This window comes from Bacteroidota bacterium (assembly GCA_016722375.1).
In the GTDB taxonomy this organism is placed as follows: Bacteria; Bacteroidota; Bacteroidia; order Chitinophagales; family LD1; genus Bog-950.
In genome coordinates this window covers 30,130-54,303 of sequence record JADKJG010000012.1, presented here as the reverse complement: position 1 = coordinate 54,303, position 24,174 = coordinate 30,130, and the positions used below count along the sequence as shown (strand labels likewise).

Below are 24,174 nucleotides of genomic sequence, written 5' to 3'. Positions count from 1 at the left end.
GAAGAATAGAGTAAAATTGTGAAAAATAGAAAGCGCATGAAAAAAGTGCTGATTACAGGTGCCAGCGGGATGGTCGGAACTCGCCTTAGCCAATTGCTTTTAGAAAGAGGCTATGAAGTAAATACATTGGGAAGAAGTCCTGCTGCACCGGGTGCTCAGGGAACCACTTTTTTTAAATGGGATGTCGATGCCGGCAAAATGGATGAAAGGGCTTTGGATGGTGTTTCGGCTATCATCCATTTGGCAGGGGCGAACATTGCAGAAAAGAGATGGACGAAATCAAGGAAACAAGAAATCTTGGACAGCCGGGTAAACAGCGCCCAAATGATTTATCATTCTCTTAAAAAGAAAAAACATTCGGTCGAATCCTTTATCAGTGCATCAGCGGTGGGCTATTATGGTGACTGTGGAGATGAATTAGTGACCGAAGATCGGAAACCGGCCAAGGATTTTCTTGCTGTGGTCTGTGAAAAATGGGAAGAGGAAGCGATTCGAATTGGCTCGCTTGGCATTCGTGAAGTGCGCTGCCGAAACGGGATTGTCCTTTCTAAAGATGGCGGAGCTTTACCGGCTTTGGTGAAAGGTATCCGTATGGGTATGGCTGGCTATTTCAATAAACCCAAATTATATTATCCCTGGATTCATATAGATGATATATGCGGCTTCATGATACATGCGATGGAGCACAAAAAGGTCTCCGGTGCTTATAATACCACTGCTCCCCATTCGGTTTTGATGAAAGAACTCATCCGCGAAATTCTTCGGGTGACCAAATCAAAGGCCGTCATGATTCCAGCCCCCTCGTTTTTAGTAGAACTGGCACTCGGCGAGTTAAGCAGTATGTTGCTTTGCAGTCAGCGCTGTTCGGCAGAAAAAATTCTATCCACCGGATTTACTTTTGAATATCCTAAAATCGGAGGCGCCTTAGAAGAAGTTTTGGGAAAGAAACATAGTAGCTAACGACAAATGTCTTTATCCGTCTATCCCCGGCATATCAGGCATCACGCCTTTAGTAACTGCCATCATTTCACTTTGCATCAGGTTGTCTGACTTCTCTAGAGCCTCGTTAATTGCCTTCTGCAATTTACCTTCCAAAACAGCCCTGTCCTCTGTTTTCAGGATGACAATATCTTTAATCTTCCTGTTGCCGTTGGCGGTCACCTTTACGTATTCGTTTTCGGAAACCACTTCGATAGTGTCGAGGCGTTTTTTCACCTCGTCCATCTTCTGTTTCATTTCCATCAGTTGTTTCATGTTGTCGAGAAAGCCCATAGTTTAATGCTGCGTTTTGATTTTTGAATGTTGAATTACTATTTCATGTTTTCAAACTGAAGTGGATAGCCATAATCGCCTTTGCGCAGCATCGCCATCACATCTTGCAGGTCGTCTATTTTCTTTCCGGTCACACGCACCAGGTTATCCATTTGTGACGGTTGTACTTTCAGCCCTGAATCTTTAATGGCCTTGGTGATTTTCTTCATCGCATCTTTATCCAAGCCATTCTTCAACTTGATTTCTTTTTTCACCATCGCTCCTGAGGAGTAATGTTCCTTACTCACGTCATAGCTTCGCGGGTCAATTCCTTGTTTAGAGCCGCGAACAATGATGATATCAATGATGGCTTTGATACGCATTTCGTTTTCGGTGGTAATCTGGATCTCCAAATCCTTTTTATTAAAATCAATATCTGTTTTAGATCCGTGGAAATCATAGCGGGTCGCGATTTCCTTCTTTGCCACGTTAATAGCATTCTCCACTATTTGCGGGTCCACTTTGCTAATTACATCAAAACTTGCCATAGCTTATCTTTTTTTATATCCTCCATTCAGAAAATTGAAACCGATTGGAGTGATCTTGTTTACATATTCCTTTCCATCCTTTTTGGCTACGAGGTAGCCGGTAGAATCGCCTAAGAAAAATATACCGGACAGATATTCCCGACCATTCACCAGCCACATGACGGAGCCTGCGGAGATCGCCTTGGTTTTATCTGCTGTTTCTTTTGCAAAGAAGGAGTTGAAATACTGAACATTGTGTCCGTCGGCAGAAACACTGCCTCCTTCGTCTTTATAAAACACTACATCTATTGAATTGGTCGAATCCGTCATGGTTTGATAAACTTTTGCCGGTAGTGGTTGCTGAGCAACACAGACATAAGACGCAATACATAAGACACAAGACAGCAGAAATTTATTCGTCATGATTCTGGTTTTACACTTCTCAAAAATAAAAAGCCCCCGTGTTTGTCGAGGGCTTTTCGGTTTCTTTTTTGAAAAATTATTTCTTGTCTAAGTAATCGGTATAGTTGACTACTTGCGCAGTTGCTTTTGTTACCACTTCTTTCACTTCTATTTTCTTTTCGGTGTTGACAGAAGTTTCTGTGTGATCTACCACCGCAATCAGCGGAGCAATCGTCAAACCAACGAGCGAGGAAAGCTTAATCAAGATGTTCATCGAAGGGCCGGATGTATCTTTGAAAGGATCGCCTACCGTGTCGCCTACCACCGCCGCTTTGTGTGGCTCTGATTTCTTGTAGAACATTTCCATCTTTCCATTCACTTCAATTTCTACGCCTTTCTCAAAAGATTTCTTGGCGTTATCCCAAGCACCACCGGCGTTGTTTTGGAAGATAGCCCACAACACACCGCTCACGGTTACTCCCGCCATGTATGCGCCCAAGGCTTCAGCGCCCATTCCTATTCCAATAATAATCGGAGTGACGATGGTGATTACCCCCGGTGCCACCATTTCGCGCAGTGCTGCTTTGGTAGAAATCTCTACACACTTGCCATACTCCGGCGTTCCGGTTCCTTCGAGGATGCCCGGAATTTCGCGGAATTGACGGCGCACTTCATTCACCATATCCATCGCTGCCTTTCCAACCGAGTTCATCGCCAAGGCAGAGAACACCACCGGAATCATTCCTCCTATAAATAAGGCTGCTAAAACTTTTGCATCGAAAATGTTGATGCCGTGAATACCGGTCAGCGTTACATAAGCTGCGAAAAGCGCCAGCGCTGTTAAAGCCGCAGAGGCAATGGCAAATCCTTTTCCTACCGCAGCGGTGGTGTTGCCCACCGAATCCAACACGTCTGTTTTCTCGCGAACTTCTTTAGGCAGTTCACTCATCTCTGCAATACCTCCGGCGTTATCCGCAATCGGTCCGAAAGCATCTACCGCCAGTTGCATTGCTGTAGTAGCCATCATTGCCGAAGCAGCGATTCCTACTCCATAAAAACCAGCCAGTGCATAAGCGCCCCAGATAGCCGCAGCAAAAATGATGACCGGGAAAGCTGTTGAAAGCATTCCGGTTCCGAGGCCGGCGATGATGTTGGTCGCCGCACCTGTTGCAGATTTCTGAACGATGCCACGAACCGGTTTGCCGCCGAGACCGGTGTAGTATTCTGTGATATAAGAAATAAGGTAACCAACTGTCATGCCGATACACACCGCAAAAAACACATTCAGCGAAGTGGTGGTCATCATACTGAAACTTCCGGCGTTGAACACACTCATTTGAATGGTTTCAGGCAACATCAATTTTATCAAACCAAAAGAGGCCGCCAGCGCCAGTAGCATCGCGATGTTATTGCCGCGATTCAAAGCACCCTGCACCGTATCTGTATCAGATTTTGCATTGTCCGGCACGCCCACAAACCAAGTACCGATAATCGAAGCAATGATTCCTACACCGGCAATCGTCATAGGCAAAAGAATGGGGCCGATACCGCCAAAACCGTCGGCAATACTTCCACCATTATCGCGGATGATGTAATTACCCAAAACCATCGAAGCCAAAACCGTCGCTACATAAGAACCGAATAAGTCGGCACCCATACCCGCTACGTCGCCTACGTTGTCGCCCACGTTGTCGGCAATCGTTGCCGGGTTGCGCGGATCGTCTTCCGGAATTCCTGCTTCTACTTTTCCTACCAAGTCAGCGCCCACGTCAGCTGCTTTGGTATAGATACCTCCACCCACACGGGCAAACAAGGCAATGGACTCAGCACCAAGCGAAAAACCTGCCAACACCTCCAACACCTTCGTCATGCCATCATATCCACCGCCGGTAGCAAAATCGCCGCCCATGAAACGGAAGAAGAAAATGATGAACAGAGAACTCAATCCCAATACTGCCAAACCAGCCACACCCAGCCCCATCACGGTTCCGCCGCCGAAAGAAACTTTCAGTGCTTTAGCCAAAGATGTTTTAGCCGCCTGCGTGGTACGAACATTCGCCTTGGTAGCGATTTTCATTCCTAAGAAACCCGCCAGCGCCGAGAAGAGACATCCAATCACGAAAGAGCCAATAATCAGATAGCTGCTGTGAGCCGCCACCTTAGGCACCTGCGAAAGAACGCCCAAGGCCGATCCGGCAATCAGTACATATATAAAGAGGATGCGGTACTCGGCTTTCAAAAACGCCATTGCGCCATCGGCGATATTCTGGGCTATGCCCATCATCTTGGCATCGCCGGCATCTTGCTTGGTAACCCAAGCGGACATATAAGCCATGTAGGCCAGCGCAATGACTCCAAATAACGGCAAGGTGTAAATCAGATTCTCCATGAAAAATTGTTGTTGGTTTATGATTGAAGTTTAAAAATTCTTTGTTCTTAACTTTGGGGGGTGTTAAAAAAGGACGGCAAATATAGAATTATGGGTGAAAAAGGAAAGAAAACGATGGAAACGTGATAATGTGATGATATGATAATGAGTAGTAAAACAAAAAAAGCCACCCCCTGCGAGATGGCTTTTTTGCTCCAATAGATTTGACAAATTTAGAAAGTTGTCAAATCTCCGTCTTATCGCATAAGCTCCTGGCCAGTCACCGTTACAAAAACCGGGTCGCTCCAAGACCCTACTTCTTCCTGCTCCGGTCCCAAAGTGAGGCGCACGATGTAAGCAAACTTTTGAGCTACGCCCGAATCAGGCGTATGCGCGTCTAAAAAATGACCCGCTACCACATGGCCTATGAACTTGTAATTGGTTCCGCCAGTATAGTCCACCGCAATATTGGCTCCGTCGGCGTGCATATTGTCCCACTTCAAATAAGCATGACTGTTTTTCAAAGTTCCTTTTGGATTGGGTTTTGCCGTGTCGTAATCCACCGTTATTTCCTCGCCAATGATGCCGAGGTTTGCGCCAATCAATTCGGTATAAGCAGGGTGTGCCTTGATTTGCCCCACCACGGACGCCGCCCTTTGAAATATTCCGGCGCCGGTTGCTATATGTGGCGCTAAACCCGGAGGAGCGGGCACGTCCGACACGCCCAGCGCTCCTCCATCGCGAATGATGTCTTTATAATCAATCAGAGTTTTCTGATAATCCTTAAAAGCAGGCATCAGCCCAATCAGAAAGCCGAAAAAAGTGCCATCATCGAGCAGCGATGTCACCACGGCGGGGTCTATACCAAACAGGGCGGCATAGGTGGGCAATTGTAAATTGAAAGCATTGAGCCAGGTCACTTTGCCTTCGTCGGTTTCGGGTAAATAGCGTTTGTGTTTCATGTTAATTGGTTTGTTTTTGATTAAAAAATGGATTTTTTATGGTGAAATCTTTGTTTCTATCGTAAATGGTATCGGCGGCATGGCTTACCTCACAGGATTTACGACAAAACTCCTGAGAGGTAAGCCGTAAATCCTCGGAGTTCTGACAGAAATCGCCGGATGTACAACATAACTCCGGCGCGGCAAGCCGTAAATCGTGGGATTTATGCGGTAACTCCTGTGATGTATGTTGTAAAACATGGGTCATTTTGCCTTTCCGATTTTGGAAATGCAACATTCGGCACTGTTTCCAAACTATTCTTGCCCCACTGGCAAGTTTTTGTTAAAAATGATTTTCCTTTATTTTTGTGGATACTAACACCCCACCCATGAAGCAGTGTGAATCCATACACATGGTAGTGAATCTGATTGAGAAGCAGCGGAAGCCTAAATTCCCCAATAAAAAGGACTTTGCTTATCATCTCAACATCCACCCCGGCACCTACAGCAAATTTCTGAAAGGCAAAGCCACTCCTGACTTGCCCCTGTTTCTTCAAATGTGTGAGGCAGTGGGCATTGTGGTTTTTATCGTCATCAAAAAGAAGGAGGATGGAAAGAGGGACGGGCGGTAGCAACAGCCCCTGCCAATTCAAAAACCACAAAAATCTTTAAGACTTTTGTAGTTTGCATACCAAACACCAAGACCATGCCACAAAAACCATTTGAAATTTATTGGGATAAATACAAGATTGTATCTTTTTTGATTGTACCCGCAGTATTCCTTACTGTGGTGATTATGATTTGTTACTATAAAGTGATGGATGAAAATACGACGTACATTTCTTCAGCTTACATTTTAGGAACCGCAGCCGGAATATTTTATGGCGGCATGCTTTTTTCTTCTATCAAAAAATTATTTGACAGCAAACCAGCCTTGATTCTGACTGATGAAGGCATTATTTCCCGCGCCAGCTATTATCAGGAAGTGTTCGTGAAATGGAATGAAATAAAATCCATTCAAGGCATTAGCTATTTCAAGCGAACGAATATCATACTGGAACTTTATGACCCCACATCTTTTGTTGAGCGCCAGCCGAGCAGCCTGTTTCGTTTCTTTCTGAAAAGAAAATGGCTGCTTCCTCCGCCGGTTTATATCAACCACCGCATGTTGCTTTGCGATTATGAAGACCTCAAAAAATTGTTGGAGGTGAAGTTGGAGCAACACAAAGGTCCGCAGTCCTGAAATTGCATTCTCCGGCAGATAGGAGTTTCGATATGTCTCCAAATTCTTAGCATAACCCTGCTTGATTATATTCGCGCCTATGGAATTATTTGCACCGGTAAATATATGGGGGATAGGTCTTGAGTTTTTTCTTTTTGGATTGACCTTAGTGGGCGTGGCGCTGTTTCATCACAAAACGATGGAAGTAGCGCTGACCGGCATGGTTGCCATCGTGATCTATAAAACAGTGTTCACCTCTTTCGGGCTGGTGGGCCATTTGCATCACGAGTGGAAAGATTTGTTGAATCTATTCGGGCTTCTCATTGGCTTTGCCATTCTGGCCGATCATTTTGAACATTCGGGAATTCCGGCAGGACTGCCAAAATATTTGCCTGATAACTGGACGGGAGGATTTGCTTTGTTGGTCATCGTTTTTATGCTCTCTGCACTGCTCGACAATATCGCCGCCACAATGATAGGGGGTGGTATTGCGCATGTGGTATATCGGCGCAAATTGCATTTGGCATTCCTCGCAGCGATTGTGGCCGCAAGCAATGCCGGCGGAAGCGGCTCGGTGCTGGGCGACACCACCACCACCATGATGTGGATTGACGGAGTGAACCTGTTTGATGTGTTGCATGCTTATGTGGCGGCGGTACCTGCCCTAATTTTAGTCGGCATTCCGGCCAGCATACAGCAACACCGATATAACCCCATCATGAAAGATGAGGTACGGAATGTTCACATCAGCCAACGGCGGGTGTTGGTCTGTGTCTTGATGCTGTTGGGAGCGGTCGGCGCCAATATTCTCCTTGATTTTCCGGCTATCGGAGTTTGGTTGGCAATTTTCATCGGCTCATTCATCATCACCACACATTGGAAAGTAATTCGCCATGCCATGAGCGGAACAATTTTTCTGTTGGCGCTGGTGCTATCGGCCTCGATGATGCCGGTGGATAAATTGCCGGAGGCCAGTTGGCATACAACTTTGGGGCTGGGCTTTCTCTCTTCGGTGTTCGACAATATTCCACTGACCAAACTGGCTCTGGTGCAGGGCGGTTATGATTGGGGCATACTGGCCTTTGCGGTGGGCTTTGGAGGCAGCATGATTTGGTTTGGCTCCTCGGCTGGGGTGGCGCTTTCAAATATGTTCCCCGAGGCAAAAAGTATTGTGGCTTGGGTAAAAAATGCTTGGTACATCATTCCCGCCTATGTAATCTCCTATTTTATTATGCTGCAAATCATGGGATGGAATCCGCATGCACCACACAAAGAACCGAAACTGGACATACAAGAGATTATGATGGACAAGCACTGAATGCGTCCTTCGGAAAGTTCAATCCTCCATTCGTTGTTTATTTTTTAGTGCTTCCTCGTTCGCCGGTGAAATATCGGAATGCTACATTCGATATATGATGTACGAATTCCTCACACCCATAGACAAAGAAAATCTCTTAGAAGGCGCAGAACTTCATCCGGGGCAACTCGGCAATTACATTTTTATTTATAACGGTGCCGAGCCCGATCTGCATGATTTTAACCTGGCACTGATTGGTGTAGGAGATGATCGCGGCAACGAATCGAATCTCGGTTCTGCCAAAGCACCCGACTTGGTGCGCAAAGAGTTTTATAAACTCACCATGCCGCCGGCAGAGAAAGAATTTAAGATGATTGACCTGGGAAATATTATGCCCGGCGACAATCCCCGCGACACTCATTTCGCTCTGGCATCTGTGATGCTGGAACTGCTGACTCACAAAGTCATTCCCATCATTGTAGGCGGCAGTCACGACCTCACCTTTGGTCAGTATTTGGGTTATAAGGACTTGAATGCGCTGATCAATCTCGTAGTGCTGGATGAAAAAATAGATATGCAAGATGCTCCGGGAAAGAGTATGGATGCTTCGTCTTTTCTGATGAAGATTTTTACGCAAGCTCCCAACTATTTATTCAACTATAGCCACGTTGGCTATCAAACTTACCTGAACGATGTAAAAGCAGTTGAAACTTTAGAAGGCTTGAATTTTGACTGCCATCGCTTGGGTTTAATCCGCGCCAATCTGGAAGAAACAGAGCCGATTTTGCGCGATGCCGATATGCTGAGTATTGACATTTCCTGCCTCCGCCAGGCAGATGCTCCGGCGCATGCACAGGCTTCGCCCAACGGTTTCAGCGGGGAGGAGTTGTGTCAAATCACCCGCTATGCGGGCTTGAGTGATAAACTGACTTCGCTGGGCATTTTTGAAATCAATCCGGACTATGACCGTAACCGCCAGACCACCCAGCTTGCGGCCCAGATGATTTGGTATTTTGTCGAGGGTTATTACAACCGCATGAGTGACTATCCGGTTACCTTAGACGAGCACTTCAAGTTCACCATCCACATTGAAGAAGGTGACCATGAACTGATTTTCTGGCGCAGCAAAAAAACCGACCGCTGGTGGATGGAACTGCCTTTTGGCGATAAGCAAAAATATGGCCGACACCAATTAGTGCCTTGCTCGTTCAAAGATTATGAAGAGGCCTGCGACCACGACCTACCCGACCGTTGGATGAAGGCTTATACCAAGTTGGTCTGAGTCAATATTTCTTCCAGTTTGTTTTTTCTGGAACCTTTAACAAGGATATAATGTTGTTTTAAATCCTGTTGTTGAAACCAGATTTTTAGTTCACCGCTGTTTTCAAAATAAACTACCGAAGTATTATTTTTCAGGAAGGAAAAACCTTCGCCGACAAAAACCTTTTTGGAAAAAGGCATAGCCTCCACAGTCTTCGCTATCTTCCTGTGCTCTTCGTCCGAATAAATTCCAAGTTCCATCATCTGACCAAGAATGACCATTTTATTCGGAGCCTGAATCTTTTCAAAATTCTTGAGCGCCTCGTTCATGCTGGATGGATTGGCATTATAGGCATCGAGGATGACGGTATTGGAGCCATAAGAAATTTTCTGAGAACGGTTGCTGGAAGGGATGTATGATTCTATTGCATCTTTGATTTTCTCTATTTCCACACCAAAATATTGGCCGATGCAAATGGCACTCATCACATTTTCAAAATTGTAATCGCCCACCAATTGTGTCTGGATGAGTGTTTGTTTCGTTTCATAATAAACCGAAAGCATTTCACCCTCTGACTTTTCGATGTGTCCCCGGCAATCTGCTTTCGGCGCTAAACCATAGAAGATGCGGTCTTTCACCATCGAGCTTTTATCCATAAGTATGGCATGATCGGTACAAACAAATAGCTTGCCTTGGCGAGCAGCAATGTCCTGATATAGTTCTGTCTTTCCTTTCACCACTCCATCAAAACCACCGAAGCCTTCTGTATGCGCCATACCTACATTGGTGATTAGGCCGAAGTCCGGTTGCACATATTCGCAATAGGAAGCGATTTCACCCTGATGATTGGCTCCCATTTCAATAACGATGAATTCCGCATCCTTCCCAACTGATAAAAGTGTTTGGGGAATTCCAAAGTGGTTATTCCAATTGCCGGGGGTGTAGTAGGTTTTAAATTTTTGAGAAAGAACAGCGGCTATTAATTCTTTGGTCGTCGTCTTACCGTTGGAGCCGGTGATGGCTAGCACCGGGCAATTGAATTGCTGACGATGATAGGCCGCAAGCTCCTGCAAGGTTTTCAATGTATCAGGAACGAGTATAAATCGCTCGCCAAATTTCTCAACTAGAGAGACATCAGCTAACTCGTCCGCCACCACATAATTAGCGCCTTGCTCCAAAGCTTTCGCTGCAAATAGATTGCCGTTGAAATTATCTCCTTTCAAGGCGAAAAACAGGGTGCCCTTTAAGTCTTTTCGTGTATCGGTCGAAATCCCTTTCGACTCAATAAAGCACTGGTACAATTGTTTAATATTCATCCTCCGGGTATTCTTTATTGAACCAAAGCAAATGTAATAATGGTAAATGCCAAATTGAAGCGCTAGACAGAAAATGTAGGTATTAGCTTTGGATAGCCGGGGACGTAGAAACTTGTTGGCAAGGAATATCTACTGGGTTTTTTGTCTATTTAGTTTCAGGCTGCTGCTCTTCTTTTATCATCTCCACTACATAACATTCAGGAAATGAGTCCAATATTTTTCCGCGCTGCTCTTCTGCCTCACCTTTCTTTTTGAATTTTCCTGCGAATATCCGGTACAGAATATTTTTATTAAAAGCCTGTGCCTGCACAAATACTTCCAGATTGGTTTCACCCTTCACTTCTCTGATTACTTCCAGTACTTTCTGTTCAAACAGATAGCTGCCGATTTTTATCGAGTAGGCTTCAACGCCTTGAGGAAGCGATTCTATTATATAAAAAGGCCTGAGGGTATCGGTAGTCAGGTAAAGGCTGTCGGCAACTCCTTCACAACTCATCACCTCAATGGCTACCTCTACCTCGCCATCGTGGATGAAGCCGAGTTTTCGCGCCGCGCTGGAAGTCAGGTCAATCATACGGCCTTTAGAATAAGGTCCGCGATCATTCACCCGAACAATCACGCTCTTTTCATTTTCTAAATTGGTCACTTTCACACGAGTGCCAAAGGGGAAATTTCGGTGCGCACAAGTCAGTTTCTTTTGCCTGAATATTTCTCCGCTGGAAGTTTTTCGTCCTTCAAATTTGTCATGGTAAAAGGAGGCCATGCCGATTTTCCTATAGGAAATCTGAGAAAATGCAAGGCTAAAGTGCAGTAACAGAAAAACGCACCATATCGTTTTGATTAGTGACATTTTGGCTTAGTGTATATAAAGGTAACGGATTATGTAGAAAGTTGTTTCAATAAATGCGCAAAGCGATACACCTCTTCAAATGTATTGTACAAAGGAACCGGTGCTACGCGAATCACATCTGGCTCGCGCCAATCAGCTACGATACCTTCCCTGCTCAATTGCTGAAACAGTTTCTTTCCATTTTCTTTTGTTTGAATAGAAAGTTGACAACCTCGCTCTGCGGTGTTTCGCGGCGTGATGATTTGAAAATTCTTATTGTCTGTCATAGAGGATTCTTGGTTATTAATCAGATACTCCAGATAACCAGTCAGTAGCGCACTCTTTTTTCTCAATGCGGATAATCCAACTTTGTCAAAAATTTCAAGTGATGCTCTATGCGCCGCCATAGAAAGTACCGGAGCATTGCTGATTTGCCAGCCAGCCGCCCCAGCCTGAGGAATAAAGTTCTTGGGCATAGTGAATCTGGTTTTTTCTTCATTGCCCCACCAACCTGCCAATCTAGGCAAGGAAAAATCCTGACCATGCTTCTGATGTACAAAAATTCCACTCACCCCTCCAGGTCCAGAGTTGAGATATTTATAGGAACACCAGGTAGCAAAGTCAATGCTCCAATCATGCAGTTTTAATTCCACATTGCCTATGGCATGAGCTAAGTCAACACCAAATGGAACTTGATGCTTTGTTGCGATTTTCGAAATCTTCTCCAATTCAAAAAATTGGCCGGTGTAATAGTTCACCGCGCTAAACATGATGAGTGCTAGTTCATCGCTGTGTTCTTCAATCTTTGCCAGAATATCGTCGGTATGAAGGATTGTTTCACCATTTCGTGGCCGCACTTCAATGATGCACTCTTCCGGATTTAATCCATGCAACTTTATTTGTTGTTCAATGGCATAGTAGTCTGAAGGAAACTCGTTAGCCTGAATCAATATTTTATTTCTTTTCCCATTCGGCCGGTAAAAGGAAATCAGCAATAGGTTGAGATTCACCGAGAGCTGGTTCATTACGACTACCTCATTTTCTTTCCCTCCGATAAGTTTTACAATAGATTTTGCAAAGAGATGGTGGCAATAATACCAAGGGATTTCACCATGCAGATGGCCTTCAACACCCAATTCTGCCCAATCTTTCAATTCGGCTTTAATATGAGATTCAACCGACTTGGGCTGAAGTCCCAGTGAATTGCCGCAGAAGTAAATCAGTTCTCTGCCATCTCTTTTGGGAAGATGGAAAAGATTTCGATAGGATTTGATCTGGTCCTGTTCATCAAGTTTTTGAGCATACTCAAGAGAATTTTCAAACTGCATCACACAAATTTATTTTTATCCAATTTCAACCAATCTAAAGCGTTTTGAAACAGTAATTTATCATTTGATTTTTTTGGAAGTTTTAAACGACGAATTTCCTCGCCGGGCTTCGACTCGCCAAGCGGAAAGGGATAGTCGCTACCGAGGCATACTTTATCTTCACCAATCAAATCAATTACATAGCGCAGAAATTTATCGTCGTGCATCAGAGAGTCCACATAAAAGTGTCCCAGATATTTGCGTGGGTTTACATGATTATCAATGGCTGTCAGATCGGGACGCACCTCGAACCCTCTTTCAATTCTACCTAAATTAGCCGGAAAAGAACCGCCGCCATGAGCAAAAGCAAACCGGATACGAGGAAATTTTTCAAATACTCCGCCAAAGATGAGCGAACAAATAGCGCGATTAGTTTCTGCAGGCATACCCACCAGCCACGGTAGCCAGTATTTGCCCATATTCTTGGCTCCCATCATATTCCAGGGGTGTACGAAGAGGGCTAAATCTAATTCCTGCGCTGCCTCATAAATAGAGAAAAATTGAGGTTCATTCAGATTGTCGTTATTGATGTTTGATCCAATTTCAATTCCTGCAAAGCCCAGTTTCTTGCATCTTTCCATTTCTTTTACTGCCAAATCTGTAGCCTGCATAGGAATCGTGGCCAGTCCGATAAATTTTTTGGGATAGCGTTCTACCACCTCGGCAATATGGTCGTTCAGAAATCTAGATACCTCCAAACAATGTTTGGGTTTTGCCCAATAATTGAACATGACCGGTATGGTAGAAAGTACCTGAACATCAACATGATTATGGGCACATTCTTCCAAACGAGTGTCAGCATCCCAGCAATTAGCTTGAATCTCACGAAAGAATTCATCATCCTTCATCATCCGGGCGCAACAGGACTTGTGATGTTCTAAATGAATAAAGCCCCCCGTAGCCGAATTTCTCACTCCATCGAGGCATGTGTTCCGGAATGATGTGAGTGTGGATGTCTATCTTCATCTGCACCAAAGATAAAATTGAAATATAAACAGGAAAGGCAGCTCCGTCAAGTGTATTCTATTGCTTATAAAAGGTGTGGATACACTGGTAATTATTGAAATTGAATGTGTAATCAAATGTCATAGTAATTCGGCGGGTGCTTGGGTCGTAATTTCCATCGCCATATACCGTGATACTTCCCAAGTTTTGTGTTTTTACAATTAAAGTATTGCCCTGATTACTACCGTCAGTATAAATGCTGGCATAAGCAGAACCCTGATTGAAGAGATTATAAATGATTAACTGGTTTGGATAGCTCGGGTCGTAGCCTATGTATGTGTTGTACTGTCCGAAAGGGTTTCCAGTAGTAGAGCCTGGGCAACTTTCATAAACAATATAATTGCCTACATACTTGTCTGCACTTAAAGTCTGACAATCAGTTCCTTCATAACCGTTTGGGCAAATACAATTTCCGTTCAGACAAATCTGCCCTAGAGGACAAACCACACTATTACAACTTTTTCTTTCGCAGGAAGTTAGAATAAGCGTGAATATGCTAATCAGGAAGAGTATCTTTGCCGGTCTGATTTTTGCCATCATCGTTTACTTTAATTCACGAATGTAAAATAACCCGTCGTAACCTGAAATGCAACAGCTTAGTGTTTTTATCTTTTTTCTTTTCGCCTTTATTGTATCGGCTGCTCAAACACCCAGCTTCAGTTTAGAAGCGCAACCTGAAGCACCGGATTACTCGCAGGAGAAAAACTGGAGTGCACTTCCTTTTCAAAAAGATGCGGCTGATATCATTCCTTCTTCAGAAACATGGGTAAACGACTCGGTTAAAGAGGCAGATGTATTCTTCATTTATCCCACCACCTATTATCACGGAGAAACATGGAATGCTTCAATAGATGATAAAAAGCTGAACCGTAGAACTGACCGAAAGCCAGTGAAATATCAGGCGAGTGTGTTTAATCAAAGTTGTCGGGTTTATGTGCCTCGCTACCGTCAAGCTATTATCGAGGCATTTGAAAAATCACATCAGAAGGATGGTGAAAAGGCGTTGGACCTTGCCTATCAGGATGTGAAAAGTGCTTTTGAATATTATATGGAGCATTACAACCAAGGGCGCCCAATTATTATTGCTTCACATAGCCAAGGGACCAGACATGCCCGAAAGCTGATGCAGGAATTTTTTGATACTACTGCCTTGAGGCATCAACTTGTGGCAGCTTACCTGGTCGGGTTTGGCATAACGGATTCGATGTATCACAACCTAAAGCCCTGCGAGAATGGAACACAAACCGGCTGCTATGTTACGTGGGCATCCTATAAAAAAGGGGTGGAGCCGGGCAATAGTCCGTTGTTTGGCGATGTTTGTGTCAATCCTTTGTCCTGGAGTCGGGATAAAGTTTTCGAAGATTCTTCGCACAGCAAAGGGGCTGTACTTTTAAATCTCAACAAAAAATATCCGGAGGCATGTGCTACACAGATACACAACCATTTTCTTTGGGTAGAAACTAAGTTGCCTTATGTCCGTTCCATGAAAAATCTTCATATCGCCGACTACAACTTATACTGGTATGACATTCGTGAAAATGTGCGCCAACGCATCCAATCATATTTTGTAAGCCAGCATGGATCTAATTAATTATACCTGTTTGTTTTAGAAGCTCAAACAACTGGTTTCTGTCAGAAAGCAGATAGGCTTGAATACCCAAGTTCTTAGCTGCCACCACATTTTCTTCCTTATCATCAACAAAAAATGTTTCGTTCGGGTTTAACTTCTCTCTGGATAGTATAGCCTCATAAATTTCCATCTCCGGTTTTCGAAAACCTACTTCATTTGAATAATATGCCCGGTGAAAGAAACTGGCGAAGTCTGGTTGCTGAAATTTCTTCCGAGCGGCTGCATTAATCTCAGCAACATGAATTTCGTTGATGTTACTCAACGCATAAGTACGATAACCTAACTTCAGCGTTTTCAATAAATCAAATTTATCTGATGGATAATTCAGCAGAATTGAATTCCATGCCTGATTAATTTCATCGTCGCTCACCTCTGGGCGAAGAAATTGCCGCAACTCGCGACGAAAATCGTCGGCTGAAATCTTTCCGGTCTCAAACCAGTCAAACAGATGATGTTGTTTGGAATAGGAAACAATGCTGCCAAAGTCCATAGTGGCCAGCTTTTGGAATTCCCGGACGGTTACTTCGTAGTCAATGTCCACCAGAACATTGCCTATATCAAAAATGAGATTTTTAAAGGGTTTCATCGGCTTCAAAAATAGGATTGAATAACTATTTTCGCAGCGCACTGAAAATGCAGGTCCTATAGCTCAGCTGGTTAGAGCACCTGACTCATAATCAGGGGGTCCCTGGTTCAAGCCCAGGTGGGACCACAAGAGGCATAAGGGTTTCGGAAAATTCCGAAACCCTTTATTTTTAGCCTAAGCTTGTATTTGAAAGACGGCGTTTAATACCAAAGCAATAGAAATACGTAACAGAACCGCACTTGCGAACCTTTTCACAGAGGATGGCTATAAATAAGTTTTAACCATTTTCGGCGGCTTTGGCTTTTAGATAATTTTCCATTACAATCTCGGAGATTTCTCTTTTCTGAAGCTTGCTGTCTATCCATTCAATTAAAGGGAAGGAAGCTATAAAGGATTCATCCTTATACGGAAGGAACTCTTCTCTTAACTGAATGAGGGAATTCAATGCTTGTTTTTCTGAATTAATGCGGGAGATATTTTTTATAAAATTCAAAATAACGGTTTCTGGCTTTTCAAGCATTTCTTTTTTCAATAAATAGCGATAGGTGGAACGCCACACATAGCCCAAGTGTTGATACTCGTGTTGTTCATACTGCACTATCAAATTGGCTATTCTCACGAGAGCTTGCATATCCCAACGGATTTGCCCGAGGTTAATGATCTCCTGAATGGACAACTGCGTGTTGCGAAAATCTTTATTTCGAAAATGAATGTGGAAGTTAATGAAGTGTAGAAACAGAGCATCTATGGGCTCTAAAGTCTTGTCAAACTGTTCTAAAATACTTCTGGTCTTAGGAATAATTTCCAGCGCTTTTTCAAACTCGCCTTTATAAAGCAATATAGAAGCCTCAAAATCCAGATAAACAATTTTTGACTTTAGATTTAATTTGTGTTGGTACTGCTTATGGAGGTCATTTAGTATGGTTGCTAGACTCTCCGCATAAGTGAATTTTTTTTGAGCGATAGCAATATCCGCCAAATCACGAAGGTTGTGGAAGTAAACCAGAAAGTTTGCCTGCACCATATCTGGATGTGACTGAAAATATTCGATTCCCTTTTTGCTTTCGTTAAATCGTTCTTCCTGTTTTCCTAGAATAGTATAGCAATTAGCTCTCATAACCAGCCGATTGATTTCCCCTTCAGAGGAGTGGGCCGGTTTTCCCAGTAGTTCATTGGATAGGATGTTCTCGATATGCTTCCTTTCCTCTGGTGTTTTTGCGTAACCTTTCTTGCGGAAGAATAAACGGATCTGAGTACCTAACACCTGTAGTGCTATCTGTTGCTGATATTTCGTCCAAATAGTCGTTCGCTCCACCTCTATTTCCTGATTAAGCGATGCAGCTTTTTCTGAACTATACAGTAAGACAGTCACTTTTGTTTCCCATGAGACCAATCGTAATAATTCCGGCCACTTTTCATGTTTATAAGCAAGGGCTTTAGCCTTTTTAATACTGTTCGCGCAATTATTAATTAAATTTTTATTAAACAGAATCTCAATTTCCGAAAGAGACTCGTTGAGCCGAATGTTAGGAGAAGATTCATGATAATAGTTAGTCAGGCTTTTTTGAATCTGGCGATACAAATAATGCTTAACAGCCCCAATTTGATTAAAATAACGCTCCCCTTTAAATTTTTTCTTCAGCGCTTTTTCATCATATTCTTTTTGCGCGTCTATAGCGTCAAAAAGCCGTAAATAATCTTTGCTGGAGTTCGACTCAGATTTGACGTTCTCTACTTTAAAATATCTTTTTTCGGACTTGCTCATTGCCTTAATCAACAAAAAGAGCGCATCAGAGTTGTACATAAATATCTATTAGGAATCTAACGAAGGTAATAACTAATTAGGAAGAATGAAAGCCGTATAAAATTACAAAGTACTGTACCTATTCTAACGGAAATTATAGCTATTATGTTTCGAGAATCATATTTTACGAAGGCAATGAAATACCTGTTAGAGTTCTAATAATGTTTTAAAGTATGGTTTGCGGTAATCGTATTGAAGATTTACTTTCAAATTTGCGGAGTATCTCTATGAGGAAAATAAAAAAACAAATTGTTGGGCTTATCATGAATTTGAAATGAAGAAAAACTTTTACAACCTACTATTTTCGGTAATAGTTCTCGCAGGTACAATGTTTATTTCGAAACAAACCTTTGCTTCAAATTATTATTGGGTGGGTGGTAGTGGTAACTGGTCAGATTATTCTATCCATTGGGCAACTGCTTCTGGAGGAAGCAGTTTTCACCTTCAGGTACCTCAATCGGTGGATAATGTATTTTTTGACGGAAATTCATTTTCGGGCACCAACCAAACGGTAACTATTGACCAGACTATTGTAAACTGTGCAGATTTGAATTGGTCAGGTGTTCTTAATAGCCCTATTTTAGCTGGTGCTTCATCTAGCACTTTAAAGATTTACGGGTCACTGACATTTGTAAGTGGGATGAATTTAACCTTTGCGGGTCCGGTAAATTTTGAAGCAATTTCGATAGGCAAGACCATCACTTCTGCGGGGAAGAGTTTCAGCAATGTAGTCAACTTTGTTGGTGTAGGAGGAGGATGGACGCTTCAGGATGCATTGACCACTACTAGTGATATCAATCTGAACAACGGGACCTTAACCACTAATAGCCAGACGGTATCGGCAAGCCACTTTACCTCTACATCGGCCACTACAAGGGGATTAAATATGGGAGCATCCGTTTTCAATATCTCATACATATCGTTTACCGCATGGGATGTTACATCACCGGGAATGACTCTTAACTGTGGTACTTCTACTATCAACCTGACCGGTAACAACACGGGCTTTTCACCCGGGCTTGGCTTTACTGGCAGCGGCATTACGTATTTCGATGTAAACTTCTCGGGCACCGGCACCGCATCAGGCAAACTCCAAGGAAACAACTTCTACCATAATGTGAGCTTTGCCACTCACGGAGAAATCAGTGGGAATAATACTTACAACAATCTAAACTTCTCGTCAGGCTATACATATACAATTACAAACGCTAAGACCCAAACTATCAATGGGGCACTAATAGCTAATGGGACCTGTAGTGCAGTGATTGCCATCAAGACAAATACGGCGGGCAGCCAAACCACACTCAATTCAGTGAATAATCCGATTGTTGTCAACTATGTATCGCTAAAGGATATTAATGGTACCGGCAACTCCTTCACAGCAAACAATTCGCAGGATTTGGGAAATAATAGCGGGTGGACAATCAATACTAGTGCCAGTCAGAATCTTTACTGGATAGGCAATGCAGGCAACTGGAGCGATGGCAACCATTGGTCGCTGACCAGTGGTGGTGCTCCTTACGGCTGCGTGCCGACGACTGCCGACAATGTCTTTTTTGATGTAAACTCCTTTTCCGTAAGTGGGCAGACAGTGACAATAGACGTTCCTACGGCCAATTGCCATAATATGACCTGGACAGGAGTAGCGAACACGCCAACGTTTGCAGGCCCGTCATCGAACACTTTAAAAATCTACGGTTCTCTGACGTTTGTAAGTGGGATGAATTTAACCTTTGCGGGTCCGGTAAATTTTGAAGCAATTTCGATAGGCAAGACCATCACTTCTGCGGGGAAGAGTTTCAGCAATGTAGTCAACTTTGTTGGTGTAGGAGGAGGATGGACGCTTCAGGATGCATTGACCACTACTAGTGATATCAATCTGAACAACGGGACCTTAACCACTAATAGCCAGACGGTATCGGCAAGCCACTTTACCTCTACATCGGCCACTACAAGGGATTAAATATGGGAGCATCCGTTTTCAATATCTCATACATATCGTTTACCGCATGGGATGTTACATCACCGGGAATGACTCTTAACTGTGGTACTTCTACTATCAACCTGACCGGTAACAACACGGGCTTTTCACCCGGGCTTGGCTTTACTGGCAGCGGCATTACGTATTTCGATGTAAACTTCTCGGGCACCGGCACCGCATCAGGCAAACTCCAAGGAAACAACTTCTACCATAATGTGAGTTTTGCCACTCACGGAGAAATCAGTGGGAATAATACTTACAACAATCTAAACTTCTCGTCAGGCTATACATATACAATTACAAACGCTAAGACCCAAACTATCAATGGGGCACTAATAGCTAATGGGACCTGTAGTGCAGTGATTGCCATCAAGACAAATACGGCGGGCAGCCAAAACCACACTCAATTCAGTGAATAATCCGATTGTTGTCAACTATGTATCGCTAAAGGATATTAATGGTACCAGCAACTCCTTCACAGCAAACAATTCGCAGGATTTGGGAAATAATAGCGGGTGGACAATCAATACTAGTGCCAGTCAAAATCTTTACTGGATAGGCAATGCAGGCAACTGGAGCGATGGCAACCATTGGTCGCTGACCAGTGGTGGTACTCCTTACGGCTGCGTGCCGACGACTGCCGACAATGTCTTTTGTGATGTAAACTCCTTTTCAGTAGGTGGACAGACAGTAACAATAGACGTTCCTACGGCCAATTGCCATAATATGACCTGGACAGGAGTAGCGAACACGCCAACGTTTGCAGGCCCGTCATCGAACACTTTAAAAATCTACGGTTCTCTGACGTTTGTAAGTGGGATGAATTTAACCTTTGCGGGTCCGGTAAATTTTGAAGCAATTTCGATAGGCAAGACCATCACTGCTGGGGAAGAGTTTCAGCAATGTAGTCAACTTTGTTGGTGTAGGAGGAGGATGGACGCTTCAGGATGCATTGACCACTACTAGTGATATCAATCTGAACAACGGGACCTTAACCACTAATAGCCAGACGGTATCGGCAAGCCACTTTACCTCTACATCGGCCACTACAAGGGGATTAAATATGGGAGCATCCGTTTTCAATATCTCATACATATCGTTTACGGCATGGGATGTGACATCACCGGGAATGACTCTTAACTGTGGTACTTCTACTATCAATCTGACCGGTAACAACACGGGCTTTTCGCCCGGCTTGGCTTTACTGGCAGCGGCATTACGTATTTCGATGTAAACTTCTCGGACCCCCGCATCAGGCAAACTCCAAGGCAACAACTTCTACCATAATGTGAGTTTTCTGAGTAGTGGAGAAATAAGCGGAAATAATACGATGAATGAGATCCGGTTTACCCCTGGACGAACTTATACATTATCCAGCGGGAAAACACAAACTGTTCTTGGAGACATGATCATAAGTGGCACCGGCAGTTTTCCTGTTAGAATTCAATCCAGCACTTCAGGCAGCCAGTCAACTTTCTACAAATCAACCGGTACGGTTTGCGTGGACTATGTCCGACTCTCTGACAATAACGCTACTGGGGGGGCGCTGTTTTATGCGGGGACTAATAGCGAGGATTTAGGCGGCAATACCGGATGGAACTTTACGAATATTGGCGGCACTCCCTCTGTGTCAATATCAAATACAACACCAGGTGCTATATGCTCGGGTAAGCTAATTACTCTAAATGCCTCCGCGACAAATGCCGATTCAATAGGGTTGTTTAGCTGGTATATAAACGGGTCGGTTACCGGAACGGACAGTTCAGTATTTCCAAGCAACACACTGCATAATGGTGATGTGGTTTCAGTGGTTTTGAATATGAGTTCTGTTTGTTTGGGCAACGTAGTTGATACTGCCTCTTTCGTTATAGCGTTTACGGATAGTGTAACTTTTAATGTAATGATCACCGATGCACAATGCGGAAATACTGGTGAAGCAAAAGTGCAGATGGTAACCGGCCAATCGCCCTTTAGCTTTCTGTGGAGCAATAATGATACCACACAAATTGCAAAACAACTAGCGGCGGGACTATACACAATAACGGTGACCGATTCCCAAGGCTGCTCCGGTACGGATAATGCAACCATCCATGTTGGTTCGGGAGGGATTGATTTATCTCTAATCACCAACAATACCACCTGCGGACAGAACAACGGAACCGTGCAAGCAGCAATCAATACCGGTACGGGGCCGTTTCGCTATTTATGGAATACAGGGGATACTACGGCTATTGTATTGAACTTATCCGAAGGGCAATATGAAGTAACTGTAGTCAGTTCGGGAGGTTGTACCATAGCCGATACTGCAACGGTTGCAAGTTCATTATCGCTTCCTGATATTTCAATTAGTGTAGATAAGCCTACGATTTGTGCCCAGGACAGTGCATATATTTGTGCTGCAGCAGGGTATCAACAATATATTTGGAATACGGGTGAAACGACTAAGTGCCTCTATTCTAAACAAGCCGGCAATTATTATCTGACGGTCACCGACAATAATGGGTGTACCGCTACCTCCAACCATATAGGCCTTTCGGTTTATCCCGTACCATCGGTGTCTATCAGCGTTAAAGGCGATACGTTGACAGTTTATAATGGCATCGCTTTTCAGTGGTATTTTAATAACAGCTTGATTTCTGGTGAGACATCGCCTATATTGATAGCCAAGCAAGCCGGAAACTATCAGGTGGAGATAACCGATGCCAATGGTTGCCATGCGCGCTCGGTAGCAACATTTATTGCGGTCGGCATTAATGATTTAGCCGGTGAAGGAGCGGTTCGAATATACCCCAATCCTTCTCCTGATGGTGCTTGGATTATTGAAGCGCAACATGAATTGGTTGGAAGTATTGCCGAAGTTTTTGATGGACAGGGTAGAAAGGTTTATGAGATGAAAATAAGCGCCAACAGATTTCCGGTAGAGCTAAATGTAGCGAGGGGAATTTATTGGTTGCGGATACAAACAGAAGAACAATCCCTCATTACCAAGTTAATAAAAATGTAGGCTTTAAAAGTATTTACAAAAACAGTTTTCAAAAACAATCAAGAATATGAAACACGTCTATACTAAACACTTTTGTTGCGAACAAATCGCAACAAAAATTCAATGGACATTATTAACGCTAATGTTGGTTTGTTTTCAGTTTGCTGTCGGTAGCAACTACTATTGGGTAGGCGGTTCAGGCACTTGGTCTGATTTTGCTAACCATTGGGCCACTACATCAGGAGGCACGTCGTTCTATACGCAGATACCGACATCTGCCGATGATGTTTTTTTCGATGCAAATTCATTTACTGGCGTAAGTAAGACTATTACAATAAATAGCACCTTGTATAGTTGTCATAATATGGATTGGACCAATGCAATCAGCGGTGCAGTTTTTACATCCGGAAGTTCTGCCTATGTTCTAAACATCTACGGCTCGCTCATATTAAATTCAACGATGGTAAATAGCTTTAACGGAACTATAAAATTCTCAGCTACCACTGCGGGGAATACCATTACCACTAATGGAAAGTCGCTTGCGGGCAATGTTGTCTTTGATGGCGTGGGTGGCGGCTGGATTTTGCAGGATGTGTTTACAACGCCGAACGGCACCATCACGCTGAATAGTGGCACGCTAAACTCCAATGGGCAGACGGTAAATTGCAGCAGTTTTACATCAACGGTTGCCACGCCGCGTGGACTGATTATGGGCTCATCGGTGTTTAATGTATCTTACATATCCTTTACTTCCTGGCAGGTATATGCACCGGGATTGACATTGAATGCAGGTACTTCCACCATTAATCTGACGGGCAATAATCCAAGTTTTTCACCGGGTATCGGATTTGGCGGTGGCGCTGGTTTAACCTATTATGACCTGAACGTTCCAGGGCCCTGTAAGTCGGCTTCGATTCGGTCGGCTATGAACTTTCATAATGTTAATTTTGCTACTGATGGAGAGATTTACTCCAGTTGTACTTTCAACAATCTGACTTTTTCACCCAACCACGCGTATACGCTGACTAACGGAACTACGCAAACAATAAACGGTTCATTAAGCGCAACCGCTACCTGCACGACACCAATTACGCTTAAATCTTCCACCCCAAGCATTCAAGCAACCATAAATTCTCCAAATCCTGTTAGCGTGGCTTATTTAAACATTCGTGATATGAAGGCTACGGGAGCGCAAACAATTGTTTCAATCAGGGTAATAACACCGGCTGGACATTTGTTGGAGGAGGCGGAGGGCAAAACTTATACTGGATAGGCGGAACCGGCAACTGGAATGATGGCAATCACTGGTCGCTGACCAGCGGTGGCGCTCCCCTCGGATGCTCCCCCGGCATACCGGATAATGTATTTTTTGACCTTAACTCCTTTACCACGGCAAGCCAAATA

The 24,174-nt window shown here is 43.7% G+C and carries 23 protein-coding genes, 1 tRNA gene and 1 pseudogene; 13 read left to right on the top strand and 12 right to left on the bottom strand.

What is annotated here, in order from left to right:
* Positions 1–36: 36 nt before the first annotated feature.
* Positions 37–960: a TIGR01777 family protein gene (locus tag IPP77_15220; GenBank protein ID MBL0310960.1), complete on the top strand. Its 924-nt coding sequence runs from the start codon at positions 37–39 to the stop codon at positions 958–960.
* 12 nt (positions 961–972) lie between these two features.
* Here the strand turns inward: IPP77_15220 and IPP77_15215 are convergent, their stop codons facing one another.
* From IPP77_15215 to IPP77_15195, 5 genes are all read right to left on the bottom strand, one after another.
* Positions 973–1,272, bottom strand: a complete 300-nt coding sequence (locus IPP77_15215) for a YbaB/EbfC family nucleoid-associated protein (GenBank protein ID MBL0310959.1) — start codon at positions 1,270–1,272, stop codon at positions 973–975.
* A gap of 38 nt (positions 1,273–1,310) precedes the next feature.
* Positions 1,311–1,799, bottom strand: a complete 489-nt coding sequence (locus IPP77_15210; protein ID MBL0310958.1) for a YajQ family cyclic di-GMP-binding protein — start codon at positions 1,797–1,799, stop codon at positions 1,311–1,313.
* Between the two features lie 3 nt (positions 1,800–1,802).
* On the bottom strand, positions 1,803–2,201 hold the full coding sequence (locus IPP77_15205; protein MBL0310957.1) for a hypothetical protein: 399 nt from the start codon (positions 2,199–2,201) through the stop codon (positions 1,803–1,805).
* Between the two features lie 76 nt (positions 2,202–2,277).
* Positions 2,278–4,569 (bottom strand): sodium-translocating pyrophosphatase, encoded by a 2,292-nt coding sequence (locus IPP77_15200; GenBank protein MBL0310956.1) that lies wholly within the window; start codon positions 4,567–4,569, stop codon positions 2,278–2,280.
* A 236-nt stretch (positions 4,570–4,805) separates the two neighbouring features.
* Positions 4,806–5,510: a hypothetical protein gene (locus tag IPP77_15195; protein MBL0310955.1), complete on the bottom strand. Its 705-nt coding sequence runs from the start codon at positions 5,508–5,510 to the stop codon at positions 4,806–4,808.
* Between the two features lie 368 nt (positions 5,511–5,878).
* Here IPP77_15195 and IPP77_15190 point away from each other — a divergent pair, with 368 nt between their 5' ends.
* From IPP77_15190 to IPP77_15175, 4 genes are all read left to right on the top strand, one after another.
* On the top strand, positions 5,879–6,121 hold the full coding sequence (locus IPP77_15190; GenBank protein MBL0310954.1) for a helix-turn-helix transcriptional regulator: 243 nt from the start codon (positions 5,879–5,881) through the stop codon (positions 6,119–6,121).
* A 74-nt stretch (positions 6,122–6,195) separates the two neighbouring features.
* Positions 6,196–6,732 carry a hypothetical protein gene (locus IPP77_15185; protein MBL0310953.1) on the top strand — a complete coding sequence of 179 codons (537 nt, stop codon included), beginning with the start codon at positions 6,196–6,198 and terminating at the stop codon, positions 6,730–6,732.
* A 79-nt stretch (positions 6,733–6,811) separates the two neighbouring features.
* The gene (locus IPP77_15180; protein ID MBL0310952.1) at positions 6,812–8,029 is read left to right on the top strand and encodes a citrate transporter; all 1,218 of its coding nucleotides are present in this window, start codon (positions 6,812–6,814) and stop codon (positions 8,027–8,029) included.
* 94 nt (positions 8,030–8,123) lie between these two features.
* The gene (locus tag IPP77_15175) at positions 8,124–9,290 is read left to right on the top strand and encodes a formimidoylglutamase (GenBank protein ID MBL0310951.1); all 1,167 of its coding nucleotides are present in this window, start codon (positions 8,124–8,126) and stop codon (positions 9,288–9,290) included.
* On the opposite strand, the gene IPP77_15170 is transcribed toward IPP77_15175, so the two are convergent.
* The 5 genes and pseudogenes from IPP77_15170 to IPP77_15150 form a co-directional block, all read right to left on the bottom strand.
* Positions 9,272–10,585: a UDP-N-acetylmuramoyl-tripeptide--D-alanyl-D-alanine ligase gene (locus IPP77_15170; GenBank protein ID MBL0310950.1), complete on the bottom strand. Its 1,314-nt coding sequence runs from the start codon at positions 10,583–10,585 to the stop codon at positions 9,272–9,274. The genes IPP77_15175 and IPP77_15170 overlap by 19 nt on opposite strands.
* 145 nt (positions 10,586–10,730) lie before the next feature.
* Complete coding sequence (locus IPP77_15165; protein MBL0310949.1) at positions 10,731–11,435, bottom strand: septal ring lytic transglycosylase RlpA family protein; 705 nt, start codon at positions 11,433–11,435, stop codon at positions 10,731–10,733.
* A gap of 29 nt (positions 11,436–11,464) precedes the next feature.
* A complete protein-coding gene (gene kynU / locus IPP77_15160; GenBank protein MBL0310948.1) occupies positions 11,465–12,742 on the bottom strand; it encodes a kynureninase in 1,278 nt (425 codons plus the stop codon).
* Positions 12,742–13,747: pseudogene (locus IPP77_15155) on the bottom strand (amidohydrolase). The gene kynU and the pseudogene IPP77_15155 overlap by 1 nt, the downstream one beginning before the upstream one ends.
* A gap of 57 nt (positions 13,748–13,804) precedes the next feature.
* Entirely contained in the window at positions 13,805–14,326 is a 522-nt protein-coding gene (locus IPP77_15150; GenBank protein MBL0310947.1) for a hypothetical protein, read from the bottom strand.
* 46 nt (positions 14,327–14,372) lie between these two features.
* Between IPP77_15150 and IPP77_15145 the strand changes: the two genes are divergently transcribed.
* The gene (locus IPP77_15145; protein MBL0310946.1) at positions 14,373–15,377 is read left to right on the top strand and encodes a DUF3089 domain-containing protein; all 1,005 of its coding nucleotides are present in this window, start codon (positions 14,373–14,375) and stop codon (positions 15,375–15,377) included.
* Here IPP77_15145 and IPP77_15140 read toward each other — a convergent pair.
* Positions 15,370–16,002 (bottom strand): HAD family phosphatase, encoded by a 633-nt coding sequence (locus IPP77_15140; GenBank protein MBL0310945.1) that lies wholly within the window; start codon positions 16,000–16,002, stop codon positions 15,370–15,372. The two genes, IPP77_15145 and IPP77_15140, sit on opposite strands and share 8 nt — an antisense overlap.
* A 52-nt stretch (positions 16,003–16,054) precedes the next feature.
* Here IPP77_15140 and IPP77_15135 point away from each other — a divergent pair.
* A tRNA-Ile gene (locus IPP77_15135) sits at positions 16,055–16,128 on the top strand.
* Positions 16,129–16,279: 151 nt separating this feature from the next.
* Here the strand turns inward: IPP77_15135 and IPP77_15130 are convergent.
* Positions 16,280–17,806 carry a hypothetical protein gene (locus IPP77_15130; protein ID MBL0310944.1) on the bottom strand — a complete coding sequence of 509 codons (1,527 nt, stop codon included), beginning with the start codon at positions 17,804–17,806 and terminating at the stop codon, positions 16,280–16,282.
* Positions 17,807–18,134: 328 nt separating this feature from the next.
* Between IPP77_15130 and IPP77_15125 the strand changes: the two genes are divergently transcribed.
* From IPP77_15125 to IPP77_15100, 6 genes are all read left to right on the top strand, one after another.
* Positions 18,135–19,769 (top strand): hypothetical protein, encoded by a 1,635-nt coding sequence (locus tag IPP77_15125; protein ID MBL0310943.1) that lies wholly within the window; start codon positions 18,135–18,137, stop codon positions 19,767–19,769.
* A gap of 2 nt (positions 19,770–19,771) precedes the next feature.
* Positions 19,772–20,206, top strand: a complete 435-nt coding sequence (locus IPP77_15120) for a hypothetical protein (GenBank protein ID MBL0310942.1) — start codon at positions 19,772–19,774, stop codon at positions 20,204–20,206.
* On the top strand, positions 20,199–20,753 hold the full coding sequence (locus IPP77_15115) for a hypothetical protein (protein MBL0310941.1): 555 nt from the start codon (positions 20,199–20,201) through the stop codon (positions 20,751–20,753). Before IPP77_15120 ends, IPP77_15115 begins: the two co-directional genes overlap by 8 nt.
* On the top strand, positions 20,740–21,021 hold the full coding sequence (locus IPP77_15110) for a hypothetical protein (GenBank protein MBL0310940.1): 282 nt from the start codon (positions 20,740–20,742) through the stop codon (positions 21,019–21,021). The genes IPP77_15115 and IPP77_15110 overlap by 14 nt, the downstream gene beginning before the upstream one ends.
* A gap of 96 nt (positions 21,022–21,117) precedes the next feature.
* Positions 21,118–22,791 (top strand): T9SS type A sorting domain-containing protein, encoded by a 1,674-nt coding sequence (locus IPP77_15105; GenBank protein MBL0310939.1) that lies wholly within the window; start codon positions 21,118–21,120, stop codon positions 22,789–22,791.
* Between the two features lie 46 nt (positions 22,792–22,837).
* Entirely contained in the window at positions 22,838–24,043 is a 1,206-nt protein-coding gene (locus IPP77_15100) for a hypothetical protein (GenBank protein MBL0310938.1), read from the top strand.
* The last annotated feature ends 131 nt before the right edge of the window (positions 24,044–24,174 follow it).

Bases quoted from the DNA above. Each gene is read 5' to 3' on its own strand.
- IPP77_15215 (MBL0310959.1), bottom strand. From the start codon at position 1,272: ATGGGCTTTCTCGACAACATGAAACAACTGATGGAAATGAAACAGAAG.
- IPP77_15185 (MBL0310953.1), top strand. From the start codon at position 6,196: ATGCCACAAAAACCATTTGAAATTTATTGGGATAAATACAAGATTGTA.
- IPP77_15105 (MBL0310939.1), top strand. From the start codon at position 21,118: ATGAATGAGATCCGGTTTACCCCTGGACGAACTTATACATTATCCAGC.
- IPP77_15200 (MBL0310956.1), bottom strand. From the start codon at position 4,569: ATGGAGAATCTGATTTACACCTTGCCGTTATTTGGAGTCATTGCGCTG.
- IPP77_15190 (MBL0310954.1), top strand. From the start codon at position 5,879: ATGAAGCAGTGTGAATCCATACACATGGTAGTGAATCTGATTGAGAAG.
- IPP77_15145 (MBL0310946.1), top strand. From the start codon at position 14,373: ATGCAACAGCTTAGTGTTTTTATCTTTTTTCTTTTCGCCTTTATTGTA.
- IPP77_15140 (MBL0310945.1), bottom strand. From the start codon at position 16,002: ATGAAACCCTTTAAAAATCTCATTTTTGATATAGGCAATGTTCTGGTG.
- IPP77_15205 (MBL0310957.1), bottom strand. From the start codon at position 2,201: ATGACGAATAAATTTCTGCTGTCTTGTGTCTTATGTATTGCGTCTTAT.
- IPP77_15195 (MBL0310955.1), bottom strand. From the start codon at position 5,510: ATGAAACACAAACGCTATTTACCCGAAACCGACGAAGGCAAAGTGACC.
- IPP77_15175 (MBL0310951.1), top strand. From the start codon at position 8,124: ATGATGTACGAATTCCTCACACCCATAGACAAAGAAAATCTCTTAGAA.
- IPP77_15120 (MBL0310942.1), top strand. From the start codon at position 19,772: ATGGGAGCATCCGTTTTCAATATCTCATACATATCGTTTACCGCATGG.
- IPP77_15150 (MBL0310947.1), bottom strand. From the start codon at position 14,326: ATGATGGCAAAAATCAGACCGGCAAAGATACTCTTCCTGATTAGCATA.
- IPP77_15125 (MBL0310943.1), top strand. From the start codon at position 18,135: ATGTTTATTTCGAAACAAACCTTTGCTTCAAATTATTATTGGGTGGGT.
- IPP77_15220 (MBL0310960.1), top strand. From the start codon at position 37: ATGAAAAAAGTGCTGATTACAGGTGCCAGCGGGATGGTCGGAACTCGC.
- IPP77_15130 (MBL0310944.1), bottom strand. From the start codon at position 17,806: ATGTACAACTCTGATGCGCTCTTTTTGTTGATTAAGGCAATGAGCAAG.
- IPP77_15180 (MBL0310952.1), top strand. From the start codon at position 6,812: ATGGAATTATTTGCACCGGTAAATATATGGGGGATAGGTCTTGAGTTT.
- kynU (MBL0310948.1), bottom strand. From the start codon at position 12,742: ATGCAGTTTGAAAATTCTCTTGAGTATGCTCAAAAACTTGATGAACAG.
- IPP77_15165 (MBL0310949.1), bottom strand. From the start codon at position 11,435: ATGTCACTAATCAAAACGATATGGTGCGTTTTTCTGTTACTGCACTTT.
- IPP77_15170 (MBL0310950.1), bottom strand. From the start codon at position 10,585: ATGAATATTAAACAATTGTACCAGTGCTTTATTGAGTCGAAAGGGATT.
- IPP77_15210 (MBL0310958.1), bottom strand. From the start codon at position 1,799: ATGGCAAGTTTTGATGTAATTAGCAAAGTGGACCCGCAAATAGTGGAG.
- IPP77_15100 (MBL0310938.1), top strand. From the start codon at position 22,838: ATGAAACACGTCTATACTAAACACTTTTGTTGCGAACAAATCGCAACA.